The 23,598-nt window shown below is 40.1% G+C and carries 23 protein-coding genes, 1 tRNA gene and 1 pseudogene; 3 read left to right on the top strand and 22 right to left on the bottom strand.

Features of this window, described 5'->3' with window-relative positions; translation table 11 throughout:
• Window positions 1-255 precede the first annotated feature (255 nt).
• Window positions 256-1,887, top strand: a complete 1,632-nt coding sequence (locus tag GOM46_RS01460) for a Na/Pi cotransporter family protein (protein WP_235083743.1) — start codon at window positions 256-258, stop codon at window positions 1,885-1,887.
• A 27-nt stretch (window positions 1,888-1,914) separates the two neighbouring features.
• On the opposite strand, the gene GOM46_RS01455 is transcribed toward GOM46_RS01460, so the two are convergent.
• From GOM46_RS01455 to GOM46_RS01400, 12 genes are all read right to left on the bottom strand, one after another.
• On the bottom strand, window positions 1,915-2,211 hold the full coding sequence (locus GOM46_RS01455; protein ID WP_223338283.1) for a bacteriocin immunity protein: 297 nt from the start codon (window positions 2,209-2,211) through the stop codon (window positions 1,915-1,917).
• A gap of 24 nt (window positions 2,212-2,235) precedes the next feature.
• Window positions 2,236-3,300: a glutamyl aminopeptidase gene (gene pepA / locus GOM46_RS01450; RefSeq protein WP_235083742.1), complete on the bottom strand. Its 1,065-nt coding sequence runs from the start codon at window positions 3,298-3,300 to the stop codon at window positions 2,236-2,238.
• A 120-nt stretch (window positions 3,301-3,420) separates the two neighbouring features.
• A complete protein-coding gene (yidD, locus tag GOM46_RS01445; RefSeq protein ID WP_016466835.1) occupies window positions 3,421-3,657 on the bottom strand; it encodes a membrane protein insertion efficiency factor YidD in 237 nt (78 codons plus the stop codon).
• The gene (locus tag GOM46_RS01440) at window positions 3,657-4,382 is read right to left on the bottom strand and encodes a pseudouridine synthase (protein WP_235083741.1); all 726 of its coding nucleotides are present in this window, start codon (window positions 4,380-4,382) and stop codon (window positions 3,657-3,659) included. Before GOM46_RS01440 ends, yidD begins: the two co-directional genes overlap by 1 nt.
• Window positions 4,369-4,938, bottom strand: coding sequence for an SMC-Scp complex subunit ScpB (scpB, locus tag GOM46_RS01435; protein ID WP_016466837.1), 570 nt, complete (start codon window positions 4,936-4,938; stop codon window positions 4,369-4,371). Before scpB ends, GOM46_RS01440 begins: the two co-directional genes overlap by 14 nt.
• Window positions 4,939-4,950: 12 nt before the next feature.
• Window positions 4,951-5,685 (bottom strand): segregation/condensation protein A, encoded by a 735-nt coding sequence (locus GOM46_RS01430; protein WP_016466838.1) that lies wholly within the window; start codon window positions 5,683-5,685, stop codon window positions 4,951-4,953.
• A complete protein-coding gene (xerD, locus tag GOM46_RS01425; protein ID WP_235083740.1) occupies window positions 5,685-6,419 on the bottom strand; it encodes a site-specific tyrosine recombinase XerD in 735 nt (244 codons plus the stop codon). Before xerD ends, GOM46_RS01430 begins: the two co-directional genes overlap by 1 nt.
• Window positions 6,416-6,877, bottom strand: a complete 462-nt coding sequence (gene cbpB / locus GOM46_RS01420) for a cyclic-di-AMP-binding protein CbpB (protein ID WP_049530037.1) — start codon at window positions 6,875-6,877, stop codon at window positions 6,416-6,418. Before cbpB ends, xerD begins: the two co-directional genes overlap by 4 nt.
• The gene (locus tag GOM46_RS01415; RefSeq protein ID WP_045614638.1) at window positions 6,874-7,395 is read right to left on the bottom strand and encodes a metallophosphoesterase; all 522 of its coding nucleotides are present in this window, start codon (window positions 7,393-7,395) and stop codon (window positions 6,874-6,876) included. The genes cbpB and GOM46_RS01415 overlap by 4 nt, the downstream gene beginning before the upstream one ends.
• On the bottom strand, window positions 7,371-8,342 hold the full coding sequence (locus GOM46_RS01410) for a nucleoside-triphosphate diphosphatase (protein WP_235083739.1): 972 nt from the start codon (window positions 8,340-8,342) through the stop codon (window positions 7,371-7,373). Before GOM46_RS01410 ends, GOM46_RS01415 begins: the two co-directional genes overlap by 25 nt.
• Complete coding sequence (gene racE / locus GOM46_RS01405) at window positions 8,339-9,133, bottom strand: glutamate racemase (protein WP_235083738.1); 795 nt, start codon at window positions 9,131-9,133, stop codon at window positions 8,339-8,341. The genes GOM46_RS01410 and racE overlap by 4 nt, the downstream gene beginning before the upstream one ends.
• Window positions 9,134-9,340: 207 nt before the next feature.
• Window positions 9,341-9,586, bottom strand: coding sequence for a YneF family protein (locus tag GOM46_RS01400; protein ID WP_004251708.1), 246 nt, complete (start codon window positions 9,584-9,586; stop codon window positions 9,341-9,343).
• Between the two features lie 283 nt (window positions 9,587-9,869).
• Between GOM46_RS01400 and GOM46_RS01395 the strand changes: the two are divergent.
• Window positions 9,870-12,269: pseudogene (locus GOM46_RS01395) on the top strand (glycosyl hydrolase family 95 catalytic domain-containing protein); the annotation flags it as partial.
• A 346-nt stretch (window positions 12,270-12,615) separates the two neighbouring features.
• On the opposite strand, the gene GOM46_RS01390 reads toward GOM46_RS01395, so the two are convergent.
• The 6 genes from GOM46_RS01390 to GOM46_RS01365 all read right to left on the bottom strand — a co-directional run bounded on the left by GOM46_RS01390 (window position 12,616) and on the right by GOM46_RS01365 (window position 19,451).
• Entirely contained in the window at window positions 12,616-12,816 is a 201-nt protein-coding gene (locus tag GOM46_RS01390) for a hypothetical protein (protein WP_006150329.1), read from the bottom strand.
• Window positions 12,817-12,970: 154 nt separating this feature from the next.
• Entirely contained in the window at window positions 12,971-13,897 is a 927-nt protein-coding gene (locus tag GOM46_RS01385) for an ATP-binding cassette domain-containing protein (protein ID WP_006150242.1), read from the bottom strand.
• 10 nt (window positions 13,898-13,907) lie between these two features.
• Window positions 13,908-14,975, bottom strand: a complete 1,068-nt coding sequence (locus GOM46_RS01380; protein WP_006150205.1) for an ABC transporter ATP-binding protein — start codon at window positions 14,973-14,975, stop codon at window positions 13,908-13,910.
• An 8-nt stretch (window positions 14,976-14,983) separates the two neighbouring features.
• The gene (gene oppC / locus GOM46_RS01375) at window positions 14,984-15,910 is read right to left on the bottom strand and encodes an oligopeptide ABC transporter permease OppC (RefSeq protein ID WP_006150281.1); all 927 of its coding nucleotides are present in this window, start codon (window positions 15,908-15,910) and stop codon (window positions 14,984-14,986) included.
• A complete protein-coding gene (locus GOM46_RS01370) occupies window positions 15,910-17,406 on the bottom strand; it encodes an ABC transporter permease (RefSeq protein ID WP_178895474.1) in 1,497 nt (498 codons plus the stop codon). Before GOM46_RS01370 ends, oppC begins: the two co-directional genes overlap by 1 nt.
• A gap of 65 nt (window positions 17,407-17,471) precedes the next feature.
• Entirely contained in the window at window positions 17,472-19,451 is a 1,980-nt protein-coding gene (locus GOM46_RS01365) for a peptide ABC transporter substrate-binding protein (protein ID WP_006150231.1), read from the bottom strand.
• 179 nt (window positions 19,452-19,630) lie between these two features.
• Between GOM46_RS01365 and GOM46_RS01360 the strand changes: the two genes are divergently transcribed.
• A tRNA-Cys gene (locus GOM46_RS01360) sits at window positions 19,631-19,701 on the top strand.
• Between the two features lie 85 nt (window positions 19,702-19,786).
• Here the strand turns inward: GOM46_RS01360 and GOM46_RS01355 are convergent.
• The 4 genes from GOM46_RS01355 to murA form a co-directional block, all read right to left on the bottom strand.
• Entirely contained in the window at window positions 19,787-21,118 is a 1,332-nt protein-coding gene (locus GOM46_RS01355) for a hemolysin family protein (RefSeq protein ID WP_006150075.1), read from the bottom strand.
• Between the two features lie 118 nt (window positions 21,119-21,236).
• Complete coding sequence (locus tag GOM46_RS01350; RefSeq protein ID WP_006150172.1) at window positions 21,237-22,064, bottom strand: DNA/RNA non-specific endonuclease; 828 nt, start codon at window positions 22,062-22,064, stop codon at window positions 21,237-21,239.
• A 45-nt stretch (window positions 22,065-22,109) separates the two neighbouring features.
• The gene (locus tag GOM46_RS01345; protein WP_006150292.1) at window positions 22,110-22,298 is read right to left on the bottom strand and encodes a DNA-directed RNA polymerase subunit beta; all 189 of its coding nucleotides are present in this window, start codon (window positions 22,296-22,298) and stop codon (window positions 22,110-22,112) included.
• Entirely contained in the window at window positions 22,291-23,577 is a 1,287-nt protein-coding gene (gene murA / locus GOM46_RS01340; protein WP_235083736.1) for a UDP-N-acetylglucosamine 1-carboxyvinyltransferase, read from the bottom strand. Before murA ends, GOM46_RS01345 begins: the two co-directional genes overlap by 8 nt.
• Window positions 23,578-23,598 lie beyond the last annotated feature (21 nt).

Here is a 23,598-nt window from a genome sequence, read left to right as displayed (position 1 = left end):
TATTACTTTAAAAATAAGAGTATAAAACTAGTGATTGTTAGATAATCGGAACTCTCACTAATTTTAAATTTTCATCCAAAAAATCATTAAATGCTTACTAGTTGGAATAATAATATCCCAACTAAATGATACTTTTTAATAAAAGATTCATTACATTTTTATTAAAATTTACTATTTACTACTTGTTAGATTGCTATTAATCCTTTAAAATAGAATGGGAGAAATTCCGTGATTATTCTTCGGAGGAAAAAGGAAATGTCCATTAATTGGCAGGAAATTATTTTTCACTTTTTAGGTGGTCTGGGACTATTTTTGTATAGTATCAAGACCATGGGAGACGGTTTGCAACAAGCTGCTGGAGATCGCCTTCGTTATTACATTGATAAGTACACAAGTAATCCTTTCTTAGGGGTCCTAGTGGGGATTGTCGTTACTGCCCTGATTCAGTCGAGTACCGGTGTAACGGTTATTACAGTTGGACTGGTCAGCGCTAGTCTCTTAACTCTAAGACAGGCTATCGGAATTATCATGGGAGCCAATATTGGTACGACCGTAACGTCATTTATCATCGGTTTCAAACTTGGTGAGTATGCCCTACCCTTGATTTTCCTTGGAACTATGTTCTTATTCTTTACAAAAAATCGTACTGTAAACAATATTGGACGTATTCTTTTTGGTGTTGGTGGTATCTTCTATGCCCTCAACCTCATTAGTGCTGGTATGAGTCCACTTAAAGACTTACCTCAGTTCAAGGAATACATGGTTACCTTGGGTCAAAATCCTATCTTGGGAGTTGTGGCTGGTGCTGTCATTACCGTACTGATTCAGGCATCTTCTGCAACTATCGGGATTCTACAAGGTCTCTATGCAGGTGGTTTCCTCGACCTCAAAGGTTCTCTACCAATCCTATTTGGGGACAATATCGGTACAACCTTAACAGTTATTATCGCAGCAGCCGGAGCAAACGTTTCTGCTAAACGAGTTGCAGCATCACATGTTACCTTTAACGTTTTGGGAACTATCCTCTGCTTAATCTTGTTGGGCCCATTCACTTCGATGATTGAGTACTTCCAAGCTTTACTTCACCTCTCACCAGAGATGACTATCGCTTTCTCACATGGTGCCTTCAACGTAAGTAATACCATTGTACAATTCCCATTCATCGGTGCCCTAGCCTACTTTGTTACCAAGCTAATCCCTGGTGAAGATGAAGTTGTTAAATACGAACCTCTTTATCTGGATGAACAACTAATCCAACAAGCTCCTTCTATCGCCCTAGGAAATGCCAAGAAAGAACTTCTCCACCTTGGAAACTATGCTGTTAAAGCATTTGACCTTTCTTACGACTACATCATCAATTCTAACGAAAAAGTAGCTGAAAAAGGACACAAGACTGAAGAAGCTATCAATACAATCGATGAGAAATTAACGCGCTACCTCATTACTCTTTCTAGTGAAGCATTGAGTCAAAAAGAGAGTGAAGTCTTAACAAATATCCTTGACTCTTCTCGTGACTTGGAACGTATCGGAGACCACGCAGAAGCATTAATTAATCTCAACGACTACTTACAACGTAAGAATGTTCACTTCTCTAGCTCTGCCTTAGAAGAGTTGGAAGATATTTACCGTCAAACAAGTGAGTTCGTTAAAGATGCTCTCGAAAGTGTAGAGAATAACGACCTCGAGATGGCCGAGTCTCTTATCGAACGTCATGAAGCTATTAACAAGATGGAACGTGTTCTTCGTAAGACCCACATCAAACGTCTTAATAACGGCGAATGTTCTACCCAAGCAGGTGTCAACTTTATCGACATTATTTCACACTATACTCGTGTGTCAGACCACGCTATGAACCTTGCTGAAAAGGTTTTGGCTGAACAAATCTAAGATAAAAAATACTTTGATTCTTTCGAATCAAAGCATTTTAAATAACTCTCCAATCATAAAGGAAGAGGCAGCTGCACCCTTGTACCTAGCTTCTTCCTTTTTGATATAGCGGGCCAGATTGACTAACTCTGGCGCAGGTGTTCTAGGATTCTTGAGTAGTTCAAGTGTGACTAACCCTGAAAGTCGGACTGCTAGCAATCGCTCATTAGTGCTGGGCAACTGCTTAGCAGTTTCTAGGAGTGCAGCCACTAAATCTTCACTCAAGTTTTGACGGGCATGATTGTAAAGGTCCCGTATCAAGGTTTCTAGGTTTGGTTCTTCCATACCCATCACTTCCATCTTTTCAGTTTAATAATTTTTGATCAAATCTACAGTAGAGCGATCTAATTTTTTAACCAAGGCTTGTAGGAAGGACTGAGCTTCAAGGAAGTCATCCATTGCATAAAGGGTTTGGTGAGAGTGGATATAACGAGCGCAGACACCAATTGTTGTAGATGGAACACCAGCATTTTTCAGATGAGCTGCTCCTGCATCTGTACCACCTTTTCCACAATAGTATTGGTATTTGATACCAGCTTCTTCAGCAGTTGTCAAAAGGAAGTCCTTCATGCCTGGGAGAAGCAAGTGACCTGGGTCGTAGAAACGAATCAAGGTTCCGTCACCAATCTTGCCTTGGCCACCATAGACATCACCTGCTGGTGAACAGTCTACAGCAAGGAATACTTCTGGATCAAATTTTGTTGTAGATGCGTGGGCACCACGAAGTCCAACTTCTTCTTGGACGTTAGCCCCAAGGTAAAGTTCATTTCCTAGTTTTTGACCTGACAAGTTTTCAGCCAACTCACTAACCATGAGAACACCATAACGGTTATCCCAAGCTTTTGAGATGATATTTTTTTCATTAGCAGTTAGGATAGCACTACTATCTGGAACAATTGTATCTCCTGGACGGATACCGAAACTTTCAGCTTCTGCCTTATCCGCAAAACCACCGTCAAAAACGATATCTGAAATAGCTGGCATAGTTGGTCCACCTGTGCCACGAGTCAAATGTGGAGGAACTGAACCTGAAATTACTGGGATTTCACGTCCTTCGCGTGTAAAGAGTTTGAAACGCTGGCTACTAACAACCATAGGGTTCCAACCACCAATGCTGACTACTCGGAAGGTCCCGTCTGCTTTGATTTCACTAACCATGAAACCAACTTCATCCATGTGAGACGCCACTAAAACACGAGGTGCATTGGCTGCTTCTGAGTGTTTAACCCCAAAAATACCCCCCAATCCATCAGTCACGACTTTATCCACATGAGGTGTTAATTTTTCACGAAGATAAGCACGTACAGGTGCTTCATGACCTGAGATAGCAGAAAGTTCTGTTACTTCTTTGATTTTAGAAAATAATGTTGTCATTTTAGTCCCTTCTTTCTTTCAACCATTTTACCACTTTTTATAGGAGAAAGGTAGTAGAAATCAACATTTTACCATCTAACTTATTTCCTGCAACAAAAAAGAATCACAAATGTGATTCTTTTATTTTGAATTTCTTTTTAATGAGAAAACATCCGGCACTGGATCTTTACCCTCTTCGGACCAAGGATGGCACCGTAAAATCCGTGCTAAGCCCATCAGAACTCCCTTGGCACCATGCTTTTCGATAGCTTGAATCATGTAGTTCGAACAAGTCGGTTCAAAGCGGCAAGATGGCGGGAAAGCAGGCGAGATAAATCGTTGGTAAAAGCGCACTGGCGCAATTAAAATTTTTTTCATTATTTATTATTGGTTACAGCCATGGTGTGTAATTGACTGATTTCTTTTTTATTAAGACGACGTGATTCTCCTGGACGAAGACCCGTTAAGTCTAGATGTCCAAAACGAGTTCGAGAGAGTTTATCCACTTGAAGGCCAACAGCTTCAAACATTTTTTTAACCTGGTGATTGCGCCCTTCATGGATGGTCAACTGAACAACTGAGCGGTTTTTTACTGGGTCTACTTTGAGAATTTCATAAACAGCTGGCTTGGTCTTTTTGCCATCAATCTCAACTCCACGAGTCAAGGGACGGAGATTTTCTTTATTGGCAATTCCTTTTACACGCGCCACGTAGACCTTATCAATCTCATTACGAGGGTGAATCATCTCGTCTGTAAAGTCACCATCGTTGGTCAAAATCAAGACTCCAGACGTATCCCAGTCCAAGCGCCCCACAGGATAGATGCGCTCCTTCACATTGGGAAAAAGATCGACAACTGTCTTGCGACCTTTGTCATCTGTCACGCTAGAAATCACACCGCGCGGTTTGTTAAGCAGATAGTAGACTTTTTCTTCGTTATAGATTGGTTGACCTTCAACTTCGACCTTGTCGCCTGACTTGATGGTCGTTGCTAGTTCACGCACAACTTGGCCGTTAACCGTCACCAAGCCTTGCTTGATCAACTCTTCTGCTTTTCTCCTACTGGCCACTCCTGCGTGGGCAATATATTTATTGATTCTCATCTTCTTCTATCCTTTCACCAAATAATTGGCTTTCTTGTGCTTGAATATCAAGCTCATCAATCACGGGCAACTCTTCCAAGTGATTAATCCCCATGTAATCCAGGAAATAATCCGTCGTTACATAAAGATTAGGGCGTCCGAGAACTTCCTTTTTCCCGTCTTCTCGTATTAACTCAAAGGCCTGTAACTTAGCCAGCGCTCCACTTGAATTAACCCCCCGAATAGCATCAATCTCGATCCGTGTGATGGGTTGCTTGTAAGCAATGATGGACAAGGTTTCAAGTGCGGCACGAGATAGACTTTGGTTGATTGGCGCCTTAGAGTATTCTTTTAAAATCGCTGCAAATTGTGGCTTGGTCACCAATCTGTAGGCACCACCGGTCTCAATCAGTGCTAAACTAGAATCCTGGTCTTTTTCATACTTGTGGGCTAACTTTTCTAAGCTTTGCTGAATCCCCGTCGGTGGAAGCGATAGGACCTCAGCCAGCTGACGGACTCTAATCCCATCCTCCCCCGCTACAAACAGGAGTGCTTCTATTTCTGCTAAAGTACTCATATTTCCTCTCTATCAAGCTTGACTCTGCTCTACTTGATTTTCTTCATTCTTTTTCATGAGATAAATATCTCCAAAACTCTCTTTTTGAATCAAGAGAATTTCTTGAGTTTTAATCAACTCCAAAGTTGCTAAAAAGAGTGTAATGACCTCTTGTAAATCCTTGGTTTCTTTAAACAAATCCTGCAAGCATAATTGCTGACCTTCAACCAAGGCTTCTCGAACGATGACCATCATATCTTCAATCTTATACTCATCTCGTAAGATTGTTGTGTGACTTTTCGAGAATTCTTCCTTTTTCTTGGTTAGTAAGGTTGAAAAGGCTAAGAAAAGATCAATCGTCGTCTTATCATGCACAAGTTCTGCATCCTCGTAGATTAACTCTGTAGGTGCTTTTGAGTAATATTGAGCTCGTTCCTGGTGCTTCACTTCCAACTGCTCTCCCAAAAGTTTAAATTTACGGTATTCCTCAATCTGAGAAAGGAGATCCTGCTCTAGGTCATCCTCTAAATCCGTCACTTCTGCAACCTTTGGCAAGAGCTTGCGACTCTTAATCAGCATCAGTTGGCTAGCCATCACCATGTATTCGCCTGCCACTTCTAAACGCATGGCTTGTAATGTCGAAATATAGGCTAGATATTGCTCGATAACCTCTGTGATTGGCACATCATAGATATCCATCTGATACTTTGAAACCAAGTGTAGGAGCAAGTCCAAAGGTCCTTCAAAATCTTTTAATTTAATATCCATTATCTATATTTTTCTAAGGTCATGACTGTCTTTAATCCTAATTTTTTAGCGATTTCGTACAAGTCAACCTTTTCTTCGATTTGTCTTAATATAAACTGTTCTCTCAATCCTTGGGCAGATAAATCTGAAAAACCTTTTTCCTTTAAAAAAGCTTCCAACTGACGAAAGGCCCATTGACGGGAGTACGGTTTCCCAGCTTTTTCAAAGAGATAGGTCTGCCCCATCAAGGGCTCTAACTCTGCAAGCAAATTTTGGGGAAGGCTCAGGATTCTTTGTTGAGAAGCTTTATTGACTCTCAAAACTTGAAAATCCAGGTTCACATCCCCTGTTTTTAAGGCTAGAATTTCACTAGGCAAGAGGCCCAACTCTACTATTAGCAAGGCTAGCAAGCGTCCTTCTGGATAAGCACTTTCTTGCCAGAAAGAACTGATGTCTAAAAGTTCCGACTTCCCTTGTTTTTTCTCAGCCTGTTTGAGTAATTCCAAACGGTAAAAGGTGCCAATCATTCCTTTCTGATATAAAAAGTAAAGAAATTGATTGCAAGCAGAAACCTTCCGCTTTTGGGCACTCATTTTAAAATTTGATAATTGAGCTTGGTAGATTTTTAAACTTGTCTCTGAAATTTGTTTTCCAACAAAATCCAAAAACTGCTCCAAATCATACTTATAAGACTGCTTAGAATTACTAGATAGATTTTGCTTTTCTTCTAAAAATACTGAAATCCATTCTCTCATTTGCTTCGAATCTCATATTCCTTACTAAAATCATGCAGAAGGGCATTGACAGCCTTAAGGATTGATTTCCGTGTAATAATCCCTTGGAAAATTCCATCCTTATCAACAACTGGTAGGAAAGATTCATCCACTAACTTATGTAAAACATCTGTCAATGTATAATCTGGAGCTACCACTGCAACATCCTTCTTGGTCATGTGTACGATATCCGTATCTGCCATGGCTTCCTGGCTCAATCCCTGCTCCATCTGGTAAGCAAGAATATCTCTAAGACCAATAGTTCCGACGAATTTTTTCTCATCAGTCACGACTGGTACTCTGGTATAGGTCATCTGGCTAAGGAGGAGAATTGCATGATCTGCATTGTGAGTATCAATGAGCACAGCCAAATTTTCAGCAGGAGTTAAAAAGGTTTCCTCTTGCTCCAGTAAAAACTGTTCAAATTCTTTGGCAATCATCGAGCAAACTCCTTGGACAAGCCTGGATAAACCTCATGGTCACGTGTCAAAAAGTCTACTTTAAAGTAGCTATCATCAATCTCCACACGAGCGTAGAGACATTCTCTGATAGTTCCACGTGGTTGACTGATTGAACCAGGATTTAGAAAGAGAGTCTTCCCTTCCATCCAAGCACTTGGAACATGCAAGTGCCCATAAAGACAGATATCTGCGTCTTCCTCTTGAGCCCAGAAATCAAGCTTTTGGAAGTTGAAGTTAATATCAAACAAATGTCCATGAGTCTGGATAATCTTAGTAGGACCCAGTTGAGTCACCAAGCGTTCTGGATAGTCTGAATAAAAATCCATGTTTCCTCTGACTACCTGGATTCCTTCCCAGAGTGGTGAATCTGGGCGAAGTTCCGAGTCACCATCGTGAAAAATAGCATCGACTTTTCCAAGATAGCGGTCACGTATTTCTTCTACAATCAAGCTATCTCCGTGGGAGTCACTCATTACAATGATGGTTTGCTTTGCCATGATGGAAATACCTCCAAAAGTTTCTTAACGGCTAATGCACGGTGGGATTGACTATTTTTTTCTTCAAGGGTTAATTCGGCTGATGATTTACCAGTTTCTCCTACTAAGAAGAGCGGATCATAGCCAAAACCATTTTCACCCTTAGGTTCAAAGTTAATGTAACCTGGCCAGTCAGCTTCGACAACCAAGCTTTCCTTACCTGGACTAGCCACGACCAAGGTTGTGTGAAATTGCGCTGAGCGGTCCTTGAGATCAAAGACCATGGCTAATTCGTGCAAGAGTTTGGCGTTGTTTTCCTGATCGGTTGCTCCGACTCCTGCGAAGCGAGCCGACCAAACGCCTGGTAGACCACCAAGCACATCGACTTTGAGCCCAGAGTCATCAGCTAAAACCATCTTACCTGTTAATTGGGAAATAGTTTCTGCTTTGAGGCGGGCATTTTCTTCGAAGGTCATACCCGTTTCAGCAACTTCAGGTAGGTCTGGATAATTATTGAGATTTTCTACGTCATAACCTAGTTTGTCAAAGATAGCTCGAAATTCCTTGGTCTTCCCTTCGTTACGAGTCGCTATGAGCAAGGTTTCTCTGACCTTATTTGTCTCGAAAAAGTCCTGAACATTCACTCCTTCTTTAGGCAATTCCACATGCAAGAGCTTTCCGTTTTCCACTAAGAGCAAAGCTCCTTGGCGTTGAATAACTTCTAAGTTTCGATTTGCTTCTTGATTGAGGATATCTACCACAAAAGAGAATAGGCGATAGGCTGAAGCATAACGTAAAACGGTAACTGAAAGCGGAAATCCTCTTTCCTCATCTCGAAAGATTTTGGCTAAATCAAACAAAGGAAAATCTAACTCATCATCCGTCAAAGTACGGATACCACCAAAAACACTGTAGGAGCCAACATACCAGTCCTGGTCATCCTTGTATTCATAAATTTTGTTTGTCATAATGTTACATGCTCCACATGAATATTTTTTTCCAGCCATTCTGCTCCGATTTGAGCAAAACTCTGACTATTTGCAGTTGTGTAAAAACGGTGTTGAAGTGGCGCCGCATCTCGACTACGGTTAATCTCAAAATAGTTGAGCAAGACTGAGATATCGCGTACACACTCCGCTCCACTATCGATTAGTTGGACCTTAGGCCCCATTACATTTTGGATAATGGGTCTAAGAAGCGGATAATGAGTACAACCTAAAATCAAGCTATCCACTTTTCCGACCAAGGGACGTAGGGTTTCGTATACGACTTTCTTAGTCACACTGGTCGATAGAGCACCTGACTCGACCAAAGGAGCAAATTTGGGACAAGCCAAACTTTCAACTTGTAAATCTGGATCCAAGTCATGGATCTTTTGACGATAGATATCTGATTGTACTGTCATCGGTGTTCCAATCACTCCGATTTTCCCACCCTGACTTGCTTTGATAGCCGCTGAAGCGCCAGGTAAAATCACTCCAAGAACAGGAATATCTAACTGGGCTTTAATTTCTTCCCAGACGACTGCTGTTGCTGTATTACAAGCAATGACAATCATCTTGACATCCTTGGTCAAAAGAAAGTTGACCAACTGCCAAGTATATTCACGAATTTGCTCAGCAGGACGAGGGCCATATGGCGCCCGTGCCGAATCTCCAATATAGACGATTTCTTCATGAGGAAGCTGACGCATGAGCTCACGCACAACAGTTAAGCCTCCAACACCAGAGTCCAAAAAACCGATTGGTCGATTATCCATATAGTCTTCTTTCTAGTCTTATTATTCTGATTGATAGTTCATTATCATTACATTTCTTACTGAAATTTCCGACCGACTGATTCGTCATCAGTTGTCTCCAACTTAATCATAATCAAATATCAATAGAATGCAAGGAAAAAGTCTTGTCTCTAAATATCAGTCAAACATAGTGAGAAGTCTGGAACTTTCATCCCAGACTTTTCCTATTTATTTCTTTTTATTGTTAGCGAGGGCTGCTTTTTGTTGGCGAATGATTTGGTGGTAAACTTGTTGTACCTTAGCTTCGCTTGGTTTTTGACCATTAGCACTCAAGAGAGTACGAACGGCTTCTGCATTCAAACGTGGGTTGTCCGCAAACTCTTTTTCAATTTGTTTACGCACCAAGTACATGCCTCCTAGAGCACCTCCTAGAAAAGCTAAAACAATCAAGACAATCGCTAAAATAAGATCCATAATATTTCTCCTGTTTCTTTTAAAGTCTACTATATTATACCATAAAGTCCCACTGCTGACTAGTTTGATTTGCGCTTTCAGAAAGCAACTATGCAACATTTTAATTCACTTTACCTATAAAAAAGGCTTGCTTACTATCCATTATAAAATCTAGAATATACACTGTCCTTAAAATAAACAAATGAGGCCTTTAAAACCTTGCAATAAGTTAATGTGTCTGCTATAGTAAAAGCATAGAATTCACTATACTACTTGCTTCAATAATAAAAAAACTATGGAAAATAAAAATAACTATCAACTTCATTACGACCAACCAACTGCCCCTTCTTATGACGGCTGGGAAAAACAAGCCCTGCCAGTCGGAAATGGAGAAATGGGGGCAAAAGTTTTTGGGCTCATCGGTGAAGAAAGAATCCAATACAATGAAAAAACTCTCTGGTCTGGTGGACCGCAACCGGATAGCACCGATTACAATGGGGGGAACTATCAGGACCGCTATAAGGTTTTGGCAGAAATTCGTAAAGCCTTAGAACAAGGAAACCGCCAAAAAGCGAAACAGTTAGCCGAAGAAAATCTAGTAGGACCTAACAATGCCCAATACGGACGCTACTTATCTTTCGGTGATATCTTTATGGTCTTTAACAATCAAAAGAAAGGTTTGGAGAACGTTACCGACTATCACCGTGACTTAGATATTACCGAAGCTATCACGACCACTTCTTATAGCCAGGACGGAACAAACTTTAAACGCGAAACCTTCTCTAGCTATCCTGATGATGTTACTGTGACTCACTTGAGTAAAAAAGGGGATAAGACCCTCGATTTTACCCTTTGGAATAGCTTGACAGAGGATTTACTTGCGAATGGTGACTACTCTTGGGAATATTCGAAGTATAAACAAGGGGCAGTCACGACCGATTCAAATGGTATCTTGCTCAAGGGGACTGTCAAAGACAATGGCCTTCAATTTGCCTCTTATCTTGGAATCAAGACAGATGGACAAGTCACTGCCCAAGATGGCTATTTGACTGTCACTGGAGCCAGCTATGCGACCCTTTTACTCAGTGCCAAGACTAATTATGCTCAAAATCCAAAAACCAATTACCGCAAGGATATTGACGTAGAAAATACTGTTAAGTCTATCGTAGAAGCTGCCAAGGCAAAAGATTATGAAACTCTGAAAAATAACCACATCAAGGACTATCAAAGTCTCTTCAATCGTGTCCAACTGAATCTTGGCGGTAACAAGTCTAGCCAAACGACAAAAGAAGCTCTCCAAACCTATGATCCTACAAAAGGACAACAACTAGAAGAGCTCTTCTTCCAATACGGCCGTTACCTCCTCATCAGCTCTTCTCGTGACCGGACAGATGCCCTTCCTGCTAACTTGCAAGGAGTCTGGAATGCAGTAGATAATCCACCTTGGAATTCTGACTACCACCTCAATGTCAACCTACAAATGAACTACTGGCCTGCCTACATGAACAATCTTGCAGAAACGGCTAAGCCAATGATCAATTATATCGATGATATGCGTTACTATGGCCGTATCGCTGCTAAAGAATATGCAGGTATCGAGTCCAAAGAAGGTCAAGAAAACGGTTGGCTGGTTCATACCCAGGCGACACCATTTGGCTGGACTACTCCTGGTTGGAACTACTATTGGGGTTGGTCTCCTGCTGCCAATGCTTGGATGATGCAGAACGTCTATGACTACTACAAATTCACCAAGGATGAAACTTATCTCAAAGAAAAGATTTATCCAATGCTCAAGGAAACTGCCAAGTTTTGGAATTCCTTCTTGCACTACGACAAGGCCAGTGACCGTTGGGTTTCTTCTCCATCTTACTCGCCAGAGCATGGTACTATCACGATCGGAAATACCTTCGACCAATCTCTAGTTTGGCAGTTATTCCACGACTATATGGAAGCAGCTAATCATCTGAAGGTCGACCAAGATTTGGTGACAGAAGTGAAGGCTAAATTTGACAAGCTCAAACCACTTCACATCAACCAAGAGGGACGTATCAAGGAATGGTACGAGGAAGACAGTCCGCAATTCACCAACGAAGGCATTGAAAATCATCACCGTCACGTTTCTCATCTAGTTGGACTCTTCCCAGGTACTCTATTTGGCAAGGATCAGCATGAATATCTAGAAGCTGCACGTGCAACCTTAAACCATCGTGGAGATGGTGGTACCGGTTGGTCTAAGGCTAATAAAATCAACCTCTGGGCCCGTCTTCTAGATGGAAATCGTGCCCATCGATTGTTGGCAGAACAGCTCAAATCTTCAACCCTAGAAAACCTCTGGGATACGCATGCGCCTTTCCAAATTGATGGGAACTTTGGGGCAACCAGCGGTATGGCAGAAATGCTCCTTCAGTCTCACACAGGCTACATTGCCCCATTACCAGCCCTTCCAGATGCCTGGAAAGACGGACAAGTCTCAGGTCTCGTAGCTCGTGGTAACTTTGAAGTCAGCATGAAATGGAAAGAAAGAAATCTTGAAACACTATCTTTCCTTTCTAATGCGGGTGGAGACTTAGTCGTAGACTACCCAAATATTGAAGCTAGCATTGTCAAGGTAAATGGCAAGGAAATACAAGTTATCCGCATCAAAGACAACCGTATCCAACTTGCGACTCAAAAGGGTGATGTGATCACCTTTGAAAAGTTACCTATACCATCATAAATGGATTAAACTAAATCTAGTCTATTTCCTAGACTCTCTACAAATCTATTATTTGCATCAACTTTATAAATTTTCACGTTAATCTTATTGATATAAACAAAAAAGGAGGGAATATTCCCATCCTTTTTTATGACAATAAAATTATATAGGAGTATCTATAAGTAACTACTCCCGATTTTTAGTTTCTAAAACAAACTAAAAAACCAATTAAAAATCGAATACAATACATTCATAAGGAAATCATAAAAAATCAAGCAAATAAGATACCAAATGAATTCTACAATTGCAATCAGTGGCTTCACTAAGATATAAAACAAAATATCCAAAATAAATTTCATTTTCTGTCTTCTTTCTTAGAAAGTCCCAGAATCCAAGGTAAGGATGATTCTAGTTTTAATGCTAAAAGAAATCGACTAAACTCTAAAGCTTTTGGCTCGGACTCCTTCTTTTCAGTCAATACTTCCATACCTTTCACCCAAAGACATGTTCCAATCACTCTTGCCATGTTGGTAAAAAAATTTGGTTGTTGATCCATGCGATTCTCCCTTGATTACTCCGACTATTACTATTCTGTTTTCATTGTATTCAGTATATCAATTTTTTATAGATAATCAAGCTTTTATCTGTAAAATAAAAAAGTTTCATAATCTTACTAGAATCCTTCTAGCTAGATTATAAAACTTTAGTGATTATTTCATTTCTTTTTTATAGCGTTCCAATTCTGCTTGGTTAGCCCAAACAAAATGACCTGGACGAATTTCTACCATTGAAGGTTTATCAGTTTCGTAGTCATGTTGATCTGGATCATAGACTTTCAAAACTTTTTTACGTTCCAAGATTGGATCTGGGATTGGTACAGCTGAAAGCAGTGCTTGTGTGTATGGATGAACTGGATTGTTAAACAATTCTTCAGTTTCAGCCACTTCAACAATGACACCCTTATAAATTACCGCGATACGATCAGAGATGAAACGAACTACTGACAAATCGTGAGCGATAAAGAGATAAGTCAAGCCCAATTCCTTTTGGAATTTCTTGAGCAAGTTCAAAACTTGGGCACGCACTGAAACGTCCAAGGCTGAAATTGGCTCATCCGCGATCACGAAGTCAGGTTGCATAACCAAGGCACGAGCAATCCCGATACGTTGACGTTGTCCACCTGAAAACTCATGTGGATAACGAGTCAAGTGTTCAGCCAAAAGTCCCACTTCACGAATGATGTTTTGAACTTTTTCTTTTCTTTCTTCTTCGTCTTTAAATAAATGGTGGTTGTAAAGACCTTCAGAGATGATATAGTCAACTGTTGCACGTTCATTCAAACTTGCGGCTGGGTCTTGGAAAATCATTTGAATGCGACGGATTAATTCCGCTGCTTGTTCACGTGATTTTTTACCATTGATTTTTTGTCCATCAAAGATGATATCCCCTTTGCTGGTATCATTAAGGCCGATAATGGCACGACCAATTGTTGTCTTACCACTACCAGATTCTCCAACGAGAGAGAATGTTTCACCTTTGTTGATAAAGAAGTTTGCATTTTTAACGGCTACAAACTTTTTGCTTCCTTCACCGAAGGAAATCTCTAAGTCTTTAACTTCTACTAATTTTTCAGACATTTCCTTCCTCCTAGTCCTCAAGATGAGCAAAGCCCATCTTTTCACGAATCTTATCGTGTAAATCTGCAATTACTGCTGGTTTTGCAACTTTTGGAGCTTGTTCATCAAGCAACCATGTTTTAGCCCAGTGAGTATCAGATACTGCAAACTGAGGAGCTTTTTCTTCGAAATCAATCTTCATCGCATAATCTGAACGAAGAGCAAAAGCATCTCCCTTCAATTCAGTATACAGTGATGGAGGTGTTCCCGGAATTGAATACAATTCTCCTTTATCGTCAGCCAGCTGTGGCAAACTTGATAAGAGGCTCCATGTGTATGGGTGACGTGGATCGTAGAAGATTTCTTCAACTGTACCATACTCAACGATTTCACCAGCATACATAACTGCAACTTTATCAGCAATACTTGCTACAACACCAAGGTCGTGTGTGATAAAGATAGTTGTAAAGTGGTATTCTTGTTGAAGTGTTTTCAACAAGTCAATAATCTGAGCTTGGATGGTCACATCAAGGGCTGTTGTTGGTTCATCACAAATCAAAACATCTGGACGACAGGCAAGGGCAATCGCAATAACAATACGTTGACGCATCCCACCAGAATACTGGAATGGATATTCATTAAAACGTCTCTCAGCGTCAGGGATACCAACCTTATTCATATAGTCAATCGCCAAGTCTTTTGCTTCTTGAGCCGTTTTCCCTTGGTGTTTCACAATAACTTCTGTGATTTGACTTCCGATTGTTTTGATTGGGTCAAGACTGGTCATCGGGTCCTGGAAGATCGTTGCAATCTTCGCACCACGAATTTGCTCCCAATCTTTATGAGAAGAAAATTCAGTCAAATCTTGGTCACGGTAAAGAATACTACCGTTCGCAATACGACCATTATCTTCCAACATTCCTGTAAAAGTTTTTGTTAAAACAGATTTCCCTGAACCAGATTCTCCAACGAGTGCAAGCACTTCGCCCTCAATCAACTCCAGAGATACTCCACGAATAGCTGTCAAAATTTTGTCACGAACATCAAATTCCACGACAATATCTTGAGCAGTCAAAATTACATTTTTTTCTTTTGTCATGTCTACTCCTATCTATGTGTACGTGGATCACTAGCATCCGCTAGGTTTTGACCAACTACGAAAAGTGACAAGGATACCAAGACCAAAGTTGTCAATGGAATCCAGAAGAGGTATGCATTTGTTGTTACGTTCTGTGAATAATCTGAAATCAATCGACCTAAACTTGGTACTGTAATAGGCAATCCAAGTCCAAAGAATGACAGAAAGGCTTCATAGGAGATAAATGCTGGAAGCATTTGTGATGTAGTCGTAACAATAACAGATACCAATTGTGGCATGATATTTTTAATGACAATTTTGTATGTTGGAGTTCCGAGTGTGCGTGAAGCAAGGTTGTACTCTAAGTCACGGTAACGCATGATTTGGATACGAATTGAGTAGGCAATCCCAATCCAAGTCGTTACACTCATGGCAAAAATCAAGTTCCAGAAACCTGCACCAATAGAGTAAGTCAAAACAATAACAATCAATAAGTGTGGGATGTTGGAAATAACGTTATAAACTTCCATCATGACGCGGTCAACTGATTTTGAAATACCCCAGATACCGCCGACAATAACACCAATTACAATATTGATAAAGGTCGCAATAACGGAAATCAAGATAGAGTTACGGGCTCCAAACCAGACACCATCAAAAAGAGACTTACCATTACTATCTGTACCGAACCAATGTTCCGCATTTGGTTTAATGTAGCGAGCGCTAAAATCATTTACCTTACTTACATCATTGAAGTCGAAATCAGAAAACATTGGGTAGATGAAACTCATCAAAACGATTGAAATCAAAATACCAAGCATGATGATGGTTGATTTCTTTTTCAAAAATTGTCTAAAAACAGAACCCCAATATGAGTAGGCAGGAGCATCAATTGCTTCAGAGGCAAAGTCATCGCGTTTTACAAACTGAAATTTATCATTACTAATTGTAGACATTATTTGCCTCCTTTCTCTGTCAACTTAATACGTGGGTCAATAATTGTCATCCAAATATCCCCAATTAAGTAAGAGAAGATTGAGACGCAAGTAAAGATGAAAACTAGACCAACAACCATGTTATTATTTGACGCTTTTACAGAGTCAATCAACATTTTACCCATACCTGGGAAGGCGAAGACTGTTTCAGTAAGAGTAGCTCCACCAATAACACCGATAATAGAACCAGGAATACCTGAAACAAGTGGTACCATGGCATTTTTAAAGATGTGTTTATTAGAAATTTCTTTCTCAGAAAGACCTTTTGCACGTGCAAAACGAACAAAGTCTTGTGATTGTAAGTCAATCATGTAACGACGAATCCAGATAGCCAAACCAGGAGCACCAAGTAAACCAAGAATAACTGCAGGTAGTACATATGAACGCCAGTCTCCAGCACCCAAGATAGGGAATGAATCAGGGAGTCCAATTGAAGAACCAATCAAACGAATGATATAGACAAGAGCGATAGTTGGAAGAGCAAGTAAGAATGTTAAAGCTCCTGTAGAGAAACTATCAATCCAAGTATTCTTGTAACGAGCCATTGCAGAACCAAGTGGAACCGCAATCGCGTACGAAATTGCAAGGCCAATCAAACCAGCAATAGCAGAACTGGTAATCATAGATGGATACTGATAGTTGCTTTCAGTAGCTGTATATGGATCACCTTTACCGTAGTTCGCTACTTCACGTGCATCCGCCTGACTTGGTGATTTATAAGTTCTTGTGTAGATATTGACTGATGAAGTTTTCTTCCCAGTTGGGAATTGAACTTCAGAAGTCTTCGTTTGTCCTTGCCCTTGTGTGATAACTTGAAGTACAGGAGTATTCGCATAAGTTGGGTAAGAATCTCCTAGGTTCAAGTTCACAAAGTTCTGATGAACAAATGGGAACTGACTGTTGAAGTACAAGAGGTATTTATGTTTAGTCCCTGAACCTACTAAAGACCATCCGATAGCTGGATCGTTTTCAAAACGCAAATAACGCTCTAAGTTAGGATTTTCTGGGTCTTGAATCTTGTTTGTATGGTCAATATCAAGCAAGTTTGCATAGAATTTGAACACACGCTCGAAAATAGGGATTTCACGAGTAGCATAGAATTGACCGCTCTCTGTAAACTCACCTAAAGTCCAACCGTTCCCAAGTTGTTGGATGTATTTTTCATAGATAGCTTTATTTGTATCATTTGCATCTACTGTAACAGAAGGGTCAATGCTACTAGCTTTTTCCTGCAACTCTTTTGTATCGTAATATTCGATATACCCCATACGCTCATAAACGGTATTTTCATAGTTATCGCGTTTATCAGCTGTAGTTGCAATTTTATTGTAGTTAGTATCTTGTTTGAAGATCAACTTCCGTGGAACCATCGTATAGATGATTGTGTAAATCAAGGTCGTTACTAAAAAGATAGAAACTAACGACCGCAAGATACGCATAAAAACATATTTTTTCATATTATTTCCTTTAAAATCCCAAAAGAACCTTCTCCTTTTGGAGAGAAAGTTCTAATGAGCATTATTTATTTCACGTGGCTCGCTAATTCTTTTTGAGCTTTCTCGTTTGATTCAGCTTTTTCTTTGAGCCATTTTTCACGAGCTTCTTTGTACTCTTTAGCAGTTACAGTGTTCGCTTGCAATTTAAGATATTTGAAGTAAACATCTGAACCTTTATCACCAGATTGAGTATAAGATGCTGAGAATGGTACTACGCGAGAAATGATTGGTGCTGCTCCTGAAGAAGACATAGCTGGAAGGAAGAGTGAGCTATCTGTCAACCAAGCTTGAGCTGCTGCATATTTCTCATAACGTTTATTAAGATCGGTTGTTTCACTAGCTGCATCATCAACTAATTTGTCATAATCATTCAAACCAACTTGAGCAACCGCTGGGTTTGATGGATTATCATAGCCCATGTAGGACTTAGTTGTTTCACTGTTAGTTGTTTTCAAGATATCAAGGTATGTTGATGGATCATCATAGTCTGGATTCCATCCAACAGCACCTGAAAGGTCCCAATCTTCTGCTGCCGCACTAGCTGCGTAGTATGTGGCATTTTGTAATTCATCTGTAGTGATTTGTTGAATATCGATAACTACATTATCTGTACCCAAAGCCGTCTCAACAGATTGTTTAAATGATTGGATACGAGCGATATAGTTTTTAGATGTTTGGTCAACTGGAATATCCAAGTGGATTGGGAATTTTACACCATCTGCTTCAAGGACTTTTTTAGCTTTAGCTAGTTCTGCTTTAGCCTTATCAGCATTGTAAAGACCATCTTGAGCATCCGCAAAGTTTACGTCTTTCCATTCATCACCATAAGAAACAACTTTCTCAGTAACCAAGTCACCAAATGTCTTATCTCCAGCAGAAACAAAGTCAGGTTTGACAAAGAGGTTACGAACAGCAAGGGCGGCTCCATCCTTACCATTTAGCTGAGCTGAATAAGCAGTACGGTCAAAAGCAAAGTTCAAAGCTTGACGGAAGTCTTTGTTAAGAAGAGCTTTCTTAGTAGAAGTCTTTTCCTCGTCAGTTGTTTTTGATGTATATTTATAACTTTGACGGTCAATGTTAACACCTAAACCAGCAATACCAGCTCCCTGTGGGGTATAGTAGATATTATCTTTATATGTTTCTGCTACTTTAGAATAGTTTGAGCTAGTAGGGAAGAGACGTGCATAACTATATGCACCATTTGTAAAGTTACGCTCAAGTGACTCTTGGTCTGAACCATCATAGTAAGAAAGTGTTACAGTATCGATGTGAACATTGTCTTTATCCCAATACTGATCATTCTTTGCAAATTCGATAGAAGACTTAGCTGTCAATCCCTTAAGCAAGAATGGACCATTGTAAAGCAATGATGTTGGATCTGTCGCTTTACCAAAGTCTTTACCTTTTGATTTTTCAAACTCTGCATTCAAAGGCCAGAAGATTCCATAAGATAATTTAGAGTTCCAGTATGGTTCAGGTTTGTTCAATGTATATTGAAGAGTGTAATCATCAACAGCTTTAATACCTACTGCAGAAAAGTCTGTATTGTTCCCTGATATATAGTCAGCCAATCCTTTAACAGAATTTTGTGCTAGGTAAAGAGCGGCTGATTTATTGTCAGCTGCGTGTTTTAAACCTGTAACAAAGTCATTTGCAGTTACTTCTGCATATTCTTCACCATCAGATGTGAACCATTTTACACCTTTACGAATCTTGTATGTATATGTCAATCCATCTTGAGATACTGACCAGTCTTCAGCGACTGCAGGAGTTAGATTTCCATATTGGTCATTTGTAAAGAGACCATCGATACCATTTGAAGTAGCAACTTTTGTACTTTGTTTACCAGAAATTAGGTAGTCCAATGTTTCTGGGTCAGCAGTATAAGTATAGCCATAAGCCTTTGGTGCTTCAGCATTTGATGATTTTGAAGAACCGCAAGCTGCAAGAACACCTGTAGCAAGTAGCGCAACACCCGCTACCGCAAGAATCCGACTTTTTTTCATATTTTTAAACTCCTCGTTTTAAATTGTGGATATTGAAGATTATACCACAGTTTTTTTAAAAAGTAAACGAATTTTCAGAATATTTTGTCGCATGTTTTTTTAAACATTTGAATCTTATGTTTTCAGAAAAGAAAACTATTGACGAGAAACAATTTTCAAGGTATAATAATAAAAGTTAAGGCGGTATAGCCAAGTGGTAAGGCACGGCTCTGCAAAAGCTTGATCGTCGGTTCAAATCCGTCTACCGCCTCTATATTAACGAAGACTCCGAGCGGAGTCTTTTCTTTTTAACAATTAAAAAGCTTTATCAGTATTTAGCTGATAAAGCTTTTGTTTTATTCAGTTTCTTCTTCTACTTCGACTTCCTGAATTTGAACCTTAACCTTGGTTACGCGTCCGTTTTTCACTTTGTCATTTGTCAGTATGATATGCTTGTTGCCACTTTCCACCTCATAACTAAGTTTCTCTGAGGTTGGAATGGTTCCCACACCGGTCAAATAATAACCCGCAATGGTATCTACGTCATCACTTTCAAGTTCGACATCGAAATAGTCATTGAAGTCATTTAGGGTCATTGTTCCTTGGACAATATAAGTGTTCTCAGAAATGGTATAAACATAAACTTCAGCTCGGTCAGTCTCATCATCAATTTCACCGACAATCTCTTCGAGCAAGTCCTCAAGAGTAACCAAACCTGCCATTCCTCCATATTCATCGAGAAGAATAGCCATTTGTCTTTGTGAATTTCTCAATTCTTTTAATAAAGCATCCACAAAAATAGTTTCTGGTACAAATAGAGGTTCCTGTAATATCTTTCTCAATACAATATTATCAAAACCATCGGTAAACCCAGCTTTTAGCAGACTCTTGGTGTGAATCAAACCAATCACGTTATCCTTGTCATTGTCATAAACAGGAATTCGAGAAAAGTTTTGTTTTAAGATGCTTTCGATAATCGTCTGAGTGTCATCTTGAATATCTACCATGAAAGCGTCAGTTCGAGGAACCATGACTTCACGCGCCATAAGCTCGTCCAGCGAGAAAATTCCTTGCAACATTTCAATTTCATCTGCATCCAAGGTTTCTTCACTATTGGTGAGCATATACTCAATCTCATCACGAGTCATTTTTTCATCTGCATCGTCAAATGTCATTGGCGTCAAACGACTCAAGAGATTAGTCGATGCTGACAACATCCAAACAAAGGGACTTACAATCTTACCGAGAGCAATAATAAATGGCACTGTTCGGATTGCCAAGGCATCCTTAAGATTTAGAGCAATGCGTTTAGGATAAAGTTCACCAAAAACGATTGAAACATAGGTCAAAAAAGCAAGTGATAAGAAAGAAGCTACTGCATACGCAGTCTCGCTATTCTCCATCCAAGAAGCTATCAATTCTCCGAGAGAATCTGCTAGTTTAGCCCCTGATAAGATCGTAATTAAGGTAATACCAACTTGAATGGTTGATAAAAAGTGATTGGGGTTTTCAAGTACCTTTAGCAAACGGATATAACGTTTATCCCCCTCTTCTGCCTTTTGTTCAACACGTGAACGGCTAAGAGAAACCATAGCCATCTCTGTCGCAGAGAAAAAAGCATTTAAAAAGGTCAAAACAACTAATAATACAAACTGCAGTAACAAATCCTGACTGCTCGGGTCTTCCATTTTCCTTCTCCTAAAAAGTATAATTGAGACTATTATACCATATTTTTCAATTTCTACACATTAATTTTCGATTTCTATAGTAAATCCCCTATCAAAACGATAAGGGATTATCTATTTATTAGTCTTTTGTAACCGTAACTTCTCCTGTTCGGTAATCTAACCGAATTCCCTTTTGAACATTAGGAATTACTACATTAAACTCCAATTCTCCGTCAGAGGATTTTGCTTCAATTTGAGAGGCAGAAGGTACTAGGTCCTCTTCTGTCGCATACAGTAGCGTAACGCGGTAACGCACTCGTTTATTCTTATCTAGCGCTTTTCGAACTAAACCTTCATAGTAGTTTTGTCCTGTTGAATCTTCTGCGCGAGCTTGGTTGGCCCAGGCTGTTTGTACAGCGATGTTTTTAGGATTACTAGTAGATGCATCAAAGCCATCTAGACCACCAATCAAGGCATAGCCTAATAAATGTCCTCTATCTACAGCGTGATTATAACTTCCTTTTAGGTTCTTGACCTGATGCCAGCCTGCTGGAGTCCAAGAGGTCGAACCATTACCCGTCTCTTCGCGATCCTTATACTGTCGAGTTGCTTTTGACATGAGAGCATTGGCTACTGTAGGAACTGTCTCTCCTCCTACAGTTTTAGTTTTATTATCAGCATAAGGTTTACTTGATACCTTAGCATCTAGATTGGTTTTGTTTCCATTAACTACAAAAGCTCCTGCTCCATTCCACTCAATTGTACCCTTGATTTGTTTTTTGACCGAGTCAGTCAGTACACTCTCTGCCAATTCTTGACTAGGAGTGTCGGATGACTGGGATTTTTGTGTCACTTGTGTTTGTGGTGTATTATTGGAAGCCTGCATTTTTTTAATGTAGTAACTTCCTGCCGTCAATAGTAGAAAAATCAGGAGACCTATGAGGGCCTGTCTGGTTTTTTTATTCATATTTCCTCCTTACTTTTATCCCTAGAAAAAGGCCGGTTCCCCAGCCTATTTCCCTGTAAATTTTGCAATCAATTCATGCCATTTATCGGGTGTCAAAATTGCCCATGGATCTTGACCTTTTCCTACGATACCATAGCCAATCATCAAGCCGATACCCAACGCCAAGACTCCTAGAAGCAAAACAATAATAACTAATAAAAATCGACGTAGCACATACGCTGCTTGTTTATTCATCTTCATCAGCTTCCACACTTACCCGTTCAATATTAGCTCCTAACTGAGCCAATTTTTCATGGAAACGATAATATCCTCTATCCAAATGGACAAGTTTTCCGACAACTGTCTCCCCTTCAGCTACTAGACCTGTTAAGATCAAAGCCGCACTTGCACGTAGGTCTGTAGACAAAACCTCTGCTCCTTGCAGAAGTTGCCCACCGACGATACGAGCTGTATCACGGATAATTTCAGAATGCAAGCCCATACGACGCATTTCCTCTAAATGTTGGAAACGATTTTCAAACACTGTTTCCACCATGGTTGACTCACCTTGAGCAACCGTCATCAGTGCAGTGAATTGTGCCTGCATGTCTGTCGGAAATCCTGGATGCGGAAGCGTCTTAACATGAACGGCTTTCAATTTATCTCGTTGAGAACGAATGCGGATGCCTTCGTCTTCATCAATGACTTCCACACCCATTTCTTGCAATTTAGCAATCAGGGGACGATTGTGTTCCCAGATGGCATCTTTAATCAAGACATCTCCACCTGTCATAGCAGCCGCTACCATAAAGGTACCTGCTTCAATACGATCCTGAACAACATTGTGTGTAGCACCGTGTAGCTTTTCAACACCAGTGATTGTCACAGTTTCTGTTCCCGCACCCTTAACTTTTGCTCCCATTTTATTCAAGAGAACAGCCAAGTCTACAATCTCAGGCTCACGCGCAGCATTTTCAATAACAGTTACGCCATCAGCTAGCGTTGCAGCCATCATCAAGTTTTGAGTTGCCCCAACACTAGGAAAGTCCATATAGATATGGGCTCCATGCAAGCGTTCTGCCTTAGCTTCGATATAACCAGCTGTTTGGGTGATCTTAGCTCCCATTGCTTCCAAACCTTTAAGGTGAAGGTCAATAGGACGACTACCAATCGTACATCCACCTGGCATCGAAACTTTAGCGTGACCAACTCTAGCCAGGATTGGACCCAAGACTACAATAGATGCACGCATCTTGCTGACATACTTATAAGGTGCCTCTTCTGTAATGTCATCTGTCGCATCAACTTCAACAATATGTGCTTCTTGGTCAAAATCCACTTTCGCATTTAATCCACGAACCACTTGATTCATGGTAAAGACATCTGATAAGATCGGAACATTTTTTAAAACTGTTTTTCCTTCGCTTGCTAAAATCGTCGCCGCAAGTAGTGGCAAAACTGCATTTTTCGCACCTTCAATCGGAACACTTCCGACTAGGCGATTATCGCCACCTCGAACTACAATTTTTTCCATAAATATTTTCCTTTACTTTCG

The organism is Streptococcus infantis (assembly GCF_021497965.1).
Classification (GTDB): domain Bacteria; phylum Bacillota; class Bacilli; order Lactobacillales; family Streptococcaceae; genus Streptococcus; species Streptococcus infantis_B.
The sequence above is the reverse complement of the archived record's forward strand: the minus strand, read 5'-3'. Positions and strand labels throughout refer to the sequence as shown.

Coding starts and splice junctions, on each gene's coding strand:
- GOM46_RS01460 (WP_235083743.1), top strand. CDS start 256: ATGTCCATTAATTGGCAGGAAATTATTTTTCACTTTTTAGGTGGTCTG.
- GOM46_RS01455 (WP_223338283.1), bottom strand. CDS start 2,211: ATGGAAGAACCAAACCTAGAAACCTTGATACGGGACCTTTACAATCAT.
- pepA (WP_235083742.1), bottom strand. CDS start 3,300: ATGACAACATTATTTTCTAAAATCAAAGAAGTAACAGAACTTTCTGCT.
- yidD (WP_016466835.1), bottom strand. CDS start 3,657: ATGAAAAAAATTTTAATTGCGCCAGTGCGCTTTTACCAACGATTTATC.
- GOM46_RS01440 (WP_235083741.1), bottom strand. CDS start 4,382: ATGAGAATCAATAAATATATTGCCCACGCAGGAGTGGCCAGTAGGAGA.
- scpB (WP_016466837.1), bottom strand. CDS start 4,938: ATGAGTACTTTAGCAGAAATAGAAGCACTCCTGTTTGTAGCGGGGGAG.
- GOM46_RS01430 (WP_016466838.1), bottom strand. CDS start 5,685: ATGGATATTAAATTAAAAGATTTTGAAGGACCTTTGGACTTGCTCCTA.
- xerD (WP_235083740.1), bottom strand. CDS start 6,419: ATGAGAGAATGGATTTCAGTATTTTTAGAAGAAAAGCAAAATCTATCT.
- cbpB (WP_049530037.1), bottom strand. CDS start 6,877: ATGATTGCCAAAGAATTTGAACAGTTTTTACTGGAGCAAGAGGAAACC.
- GOM46_RS01415 (WP_045614638.1), bottom strand. CDS start 7,395: ATGGCAAAGCAAACCATCATTGTAATGAGTGACTCCCACGGAGATAGC.
- GOM46_RS01410 (WP_235083739.1), bottom strand. CDS start 8,342: ATGACAAACAAAATTTATGAATACAAGGATGACCAGGACTGGTATGTT.
- racE (WP_235083738.1), bottom strand. CDS start 9,133: ATGGATAATCGACCAATCGGTTTTTTGGACTCTGGTGTTGGAGGCTTA.
- GOM46_RS01400 (WP_004251708.1), bottom strand. CDS start 9,586: ATGGATCTTATTTTAGCGATTGTCTTGATTGTTTTAGCTTTTCTAGGA.
- GOM46_RS01390 (WP_006150329.1), bottom strand. CDS start 12,816: ATGGATCAACAACCAAATTTTTTTACCAACATGGCAAGAGTGATTGGA.
- GOM46_RS01385 (WP_006150242.1), bottom strand. CDS start 13,897: ATGTCTGAAAAATTAGTAGAAGTTAAAGACTTAGAGATTTCCTTCGGT.
- GOM46_RS01380 (WP_006150205.1), bottom strand. CDS start 14,975: ATGACAAAAGAAAAAAATGTAATTTTGACTGCTCAAGATATTGTCGTG.
- oppC (WP_006150281.1), bottom strand. CDS start 15,910: ATGTCTACAATTAGTAATGATAAATTTCAGTTTGTAAAACGCGATGAC.
- GOM46_RS01370 (WP_178895474.1), bottom strand. CDS start 17,406: ATGAAAAAATATGTTTTTATGCGTATCTTGCGGTCGTTAGTTTCTATC.
- GOM46_RS01365 (WP_006150231.1), bottom strand. CDS start 19,451: ATGAAAAAAAGTCGGATTCTTGCGGTAGCGGGTGTTGCGCTACTTGCT.
- GOM46_RS01355 (WP_006150075.1), bottom strand. CDS start 21,118: ATGGAAGACCCGAGCAGTCAGGATTTGTTACTGCAGTTTGTATTATTA.
- GOM46_RS01350 (WP_006150172.1), bottom strand. CDS start 22,064: ATGAATAAAAAAACCAGACAGGCCCTCATAGGTCTCCTGATTTTTCTA.
- GOM46_RS01345 (WP_006150292.1), bottom strand. CDS start 22,298: ATGAATAAACAAGCAGCGTATGTGCTACGTCGATTTTTATTAGTTATT.
- murA (WP_235083736.1), bottom strand. CDS start 23,577: ATGGAAAAAATTGTAGTTCGAGGTGGCGATAATCGCCTAGTCGGAAGT.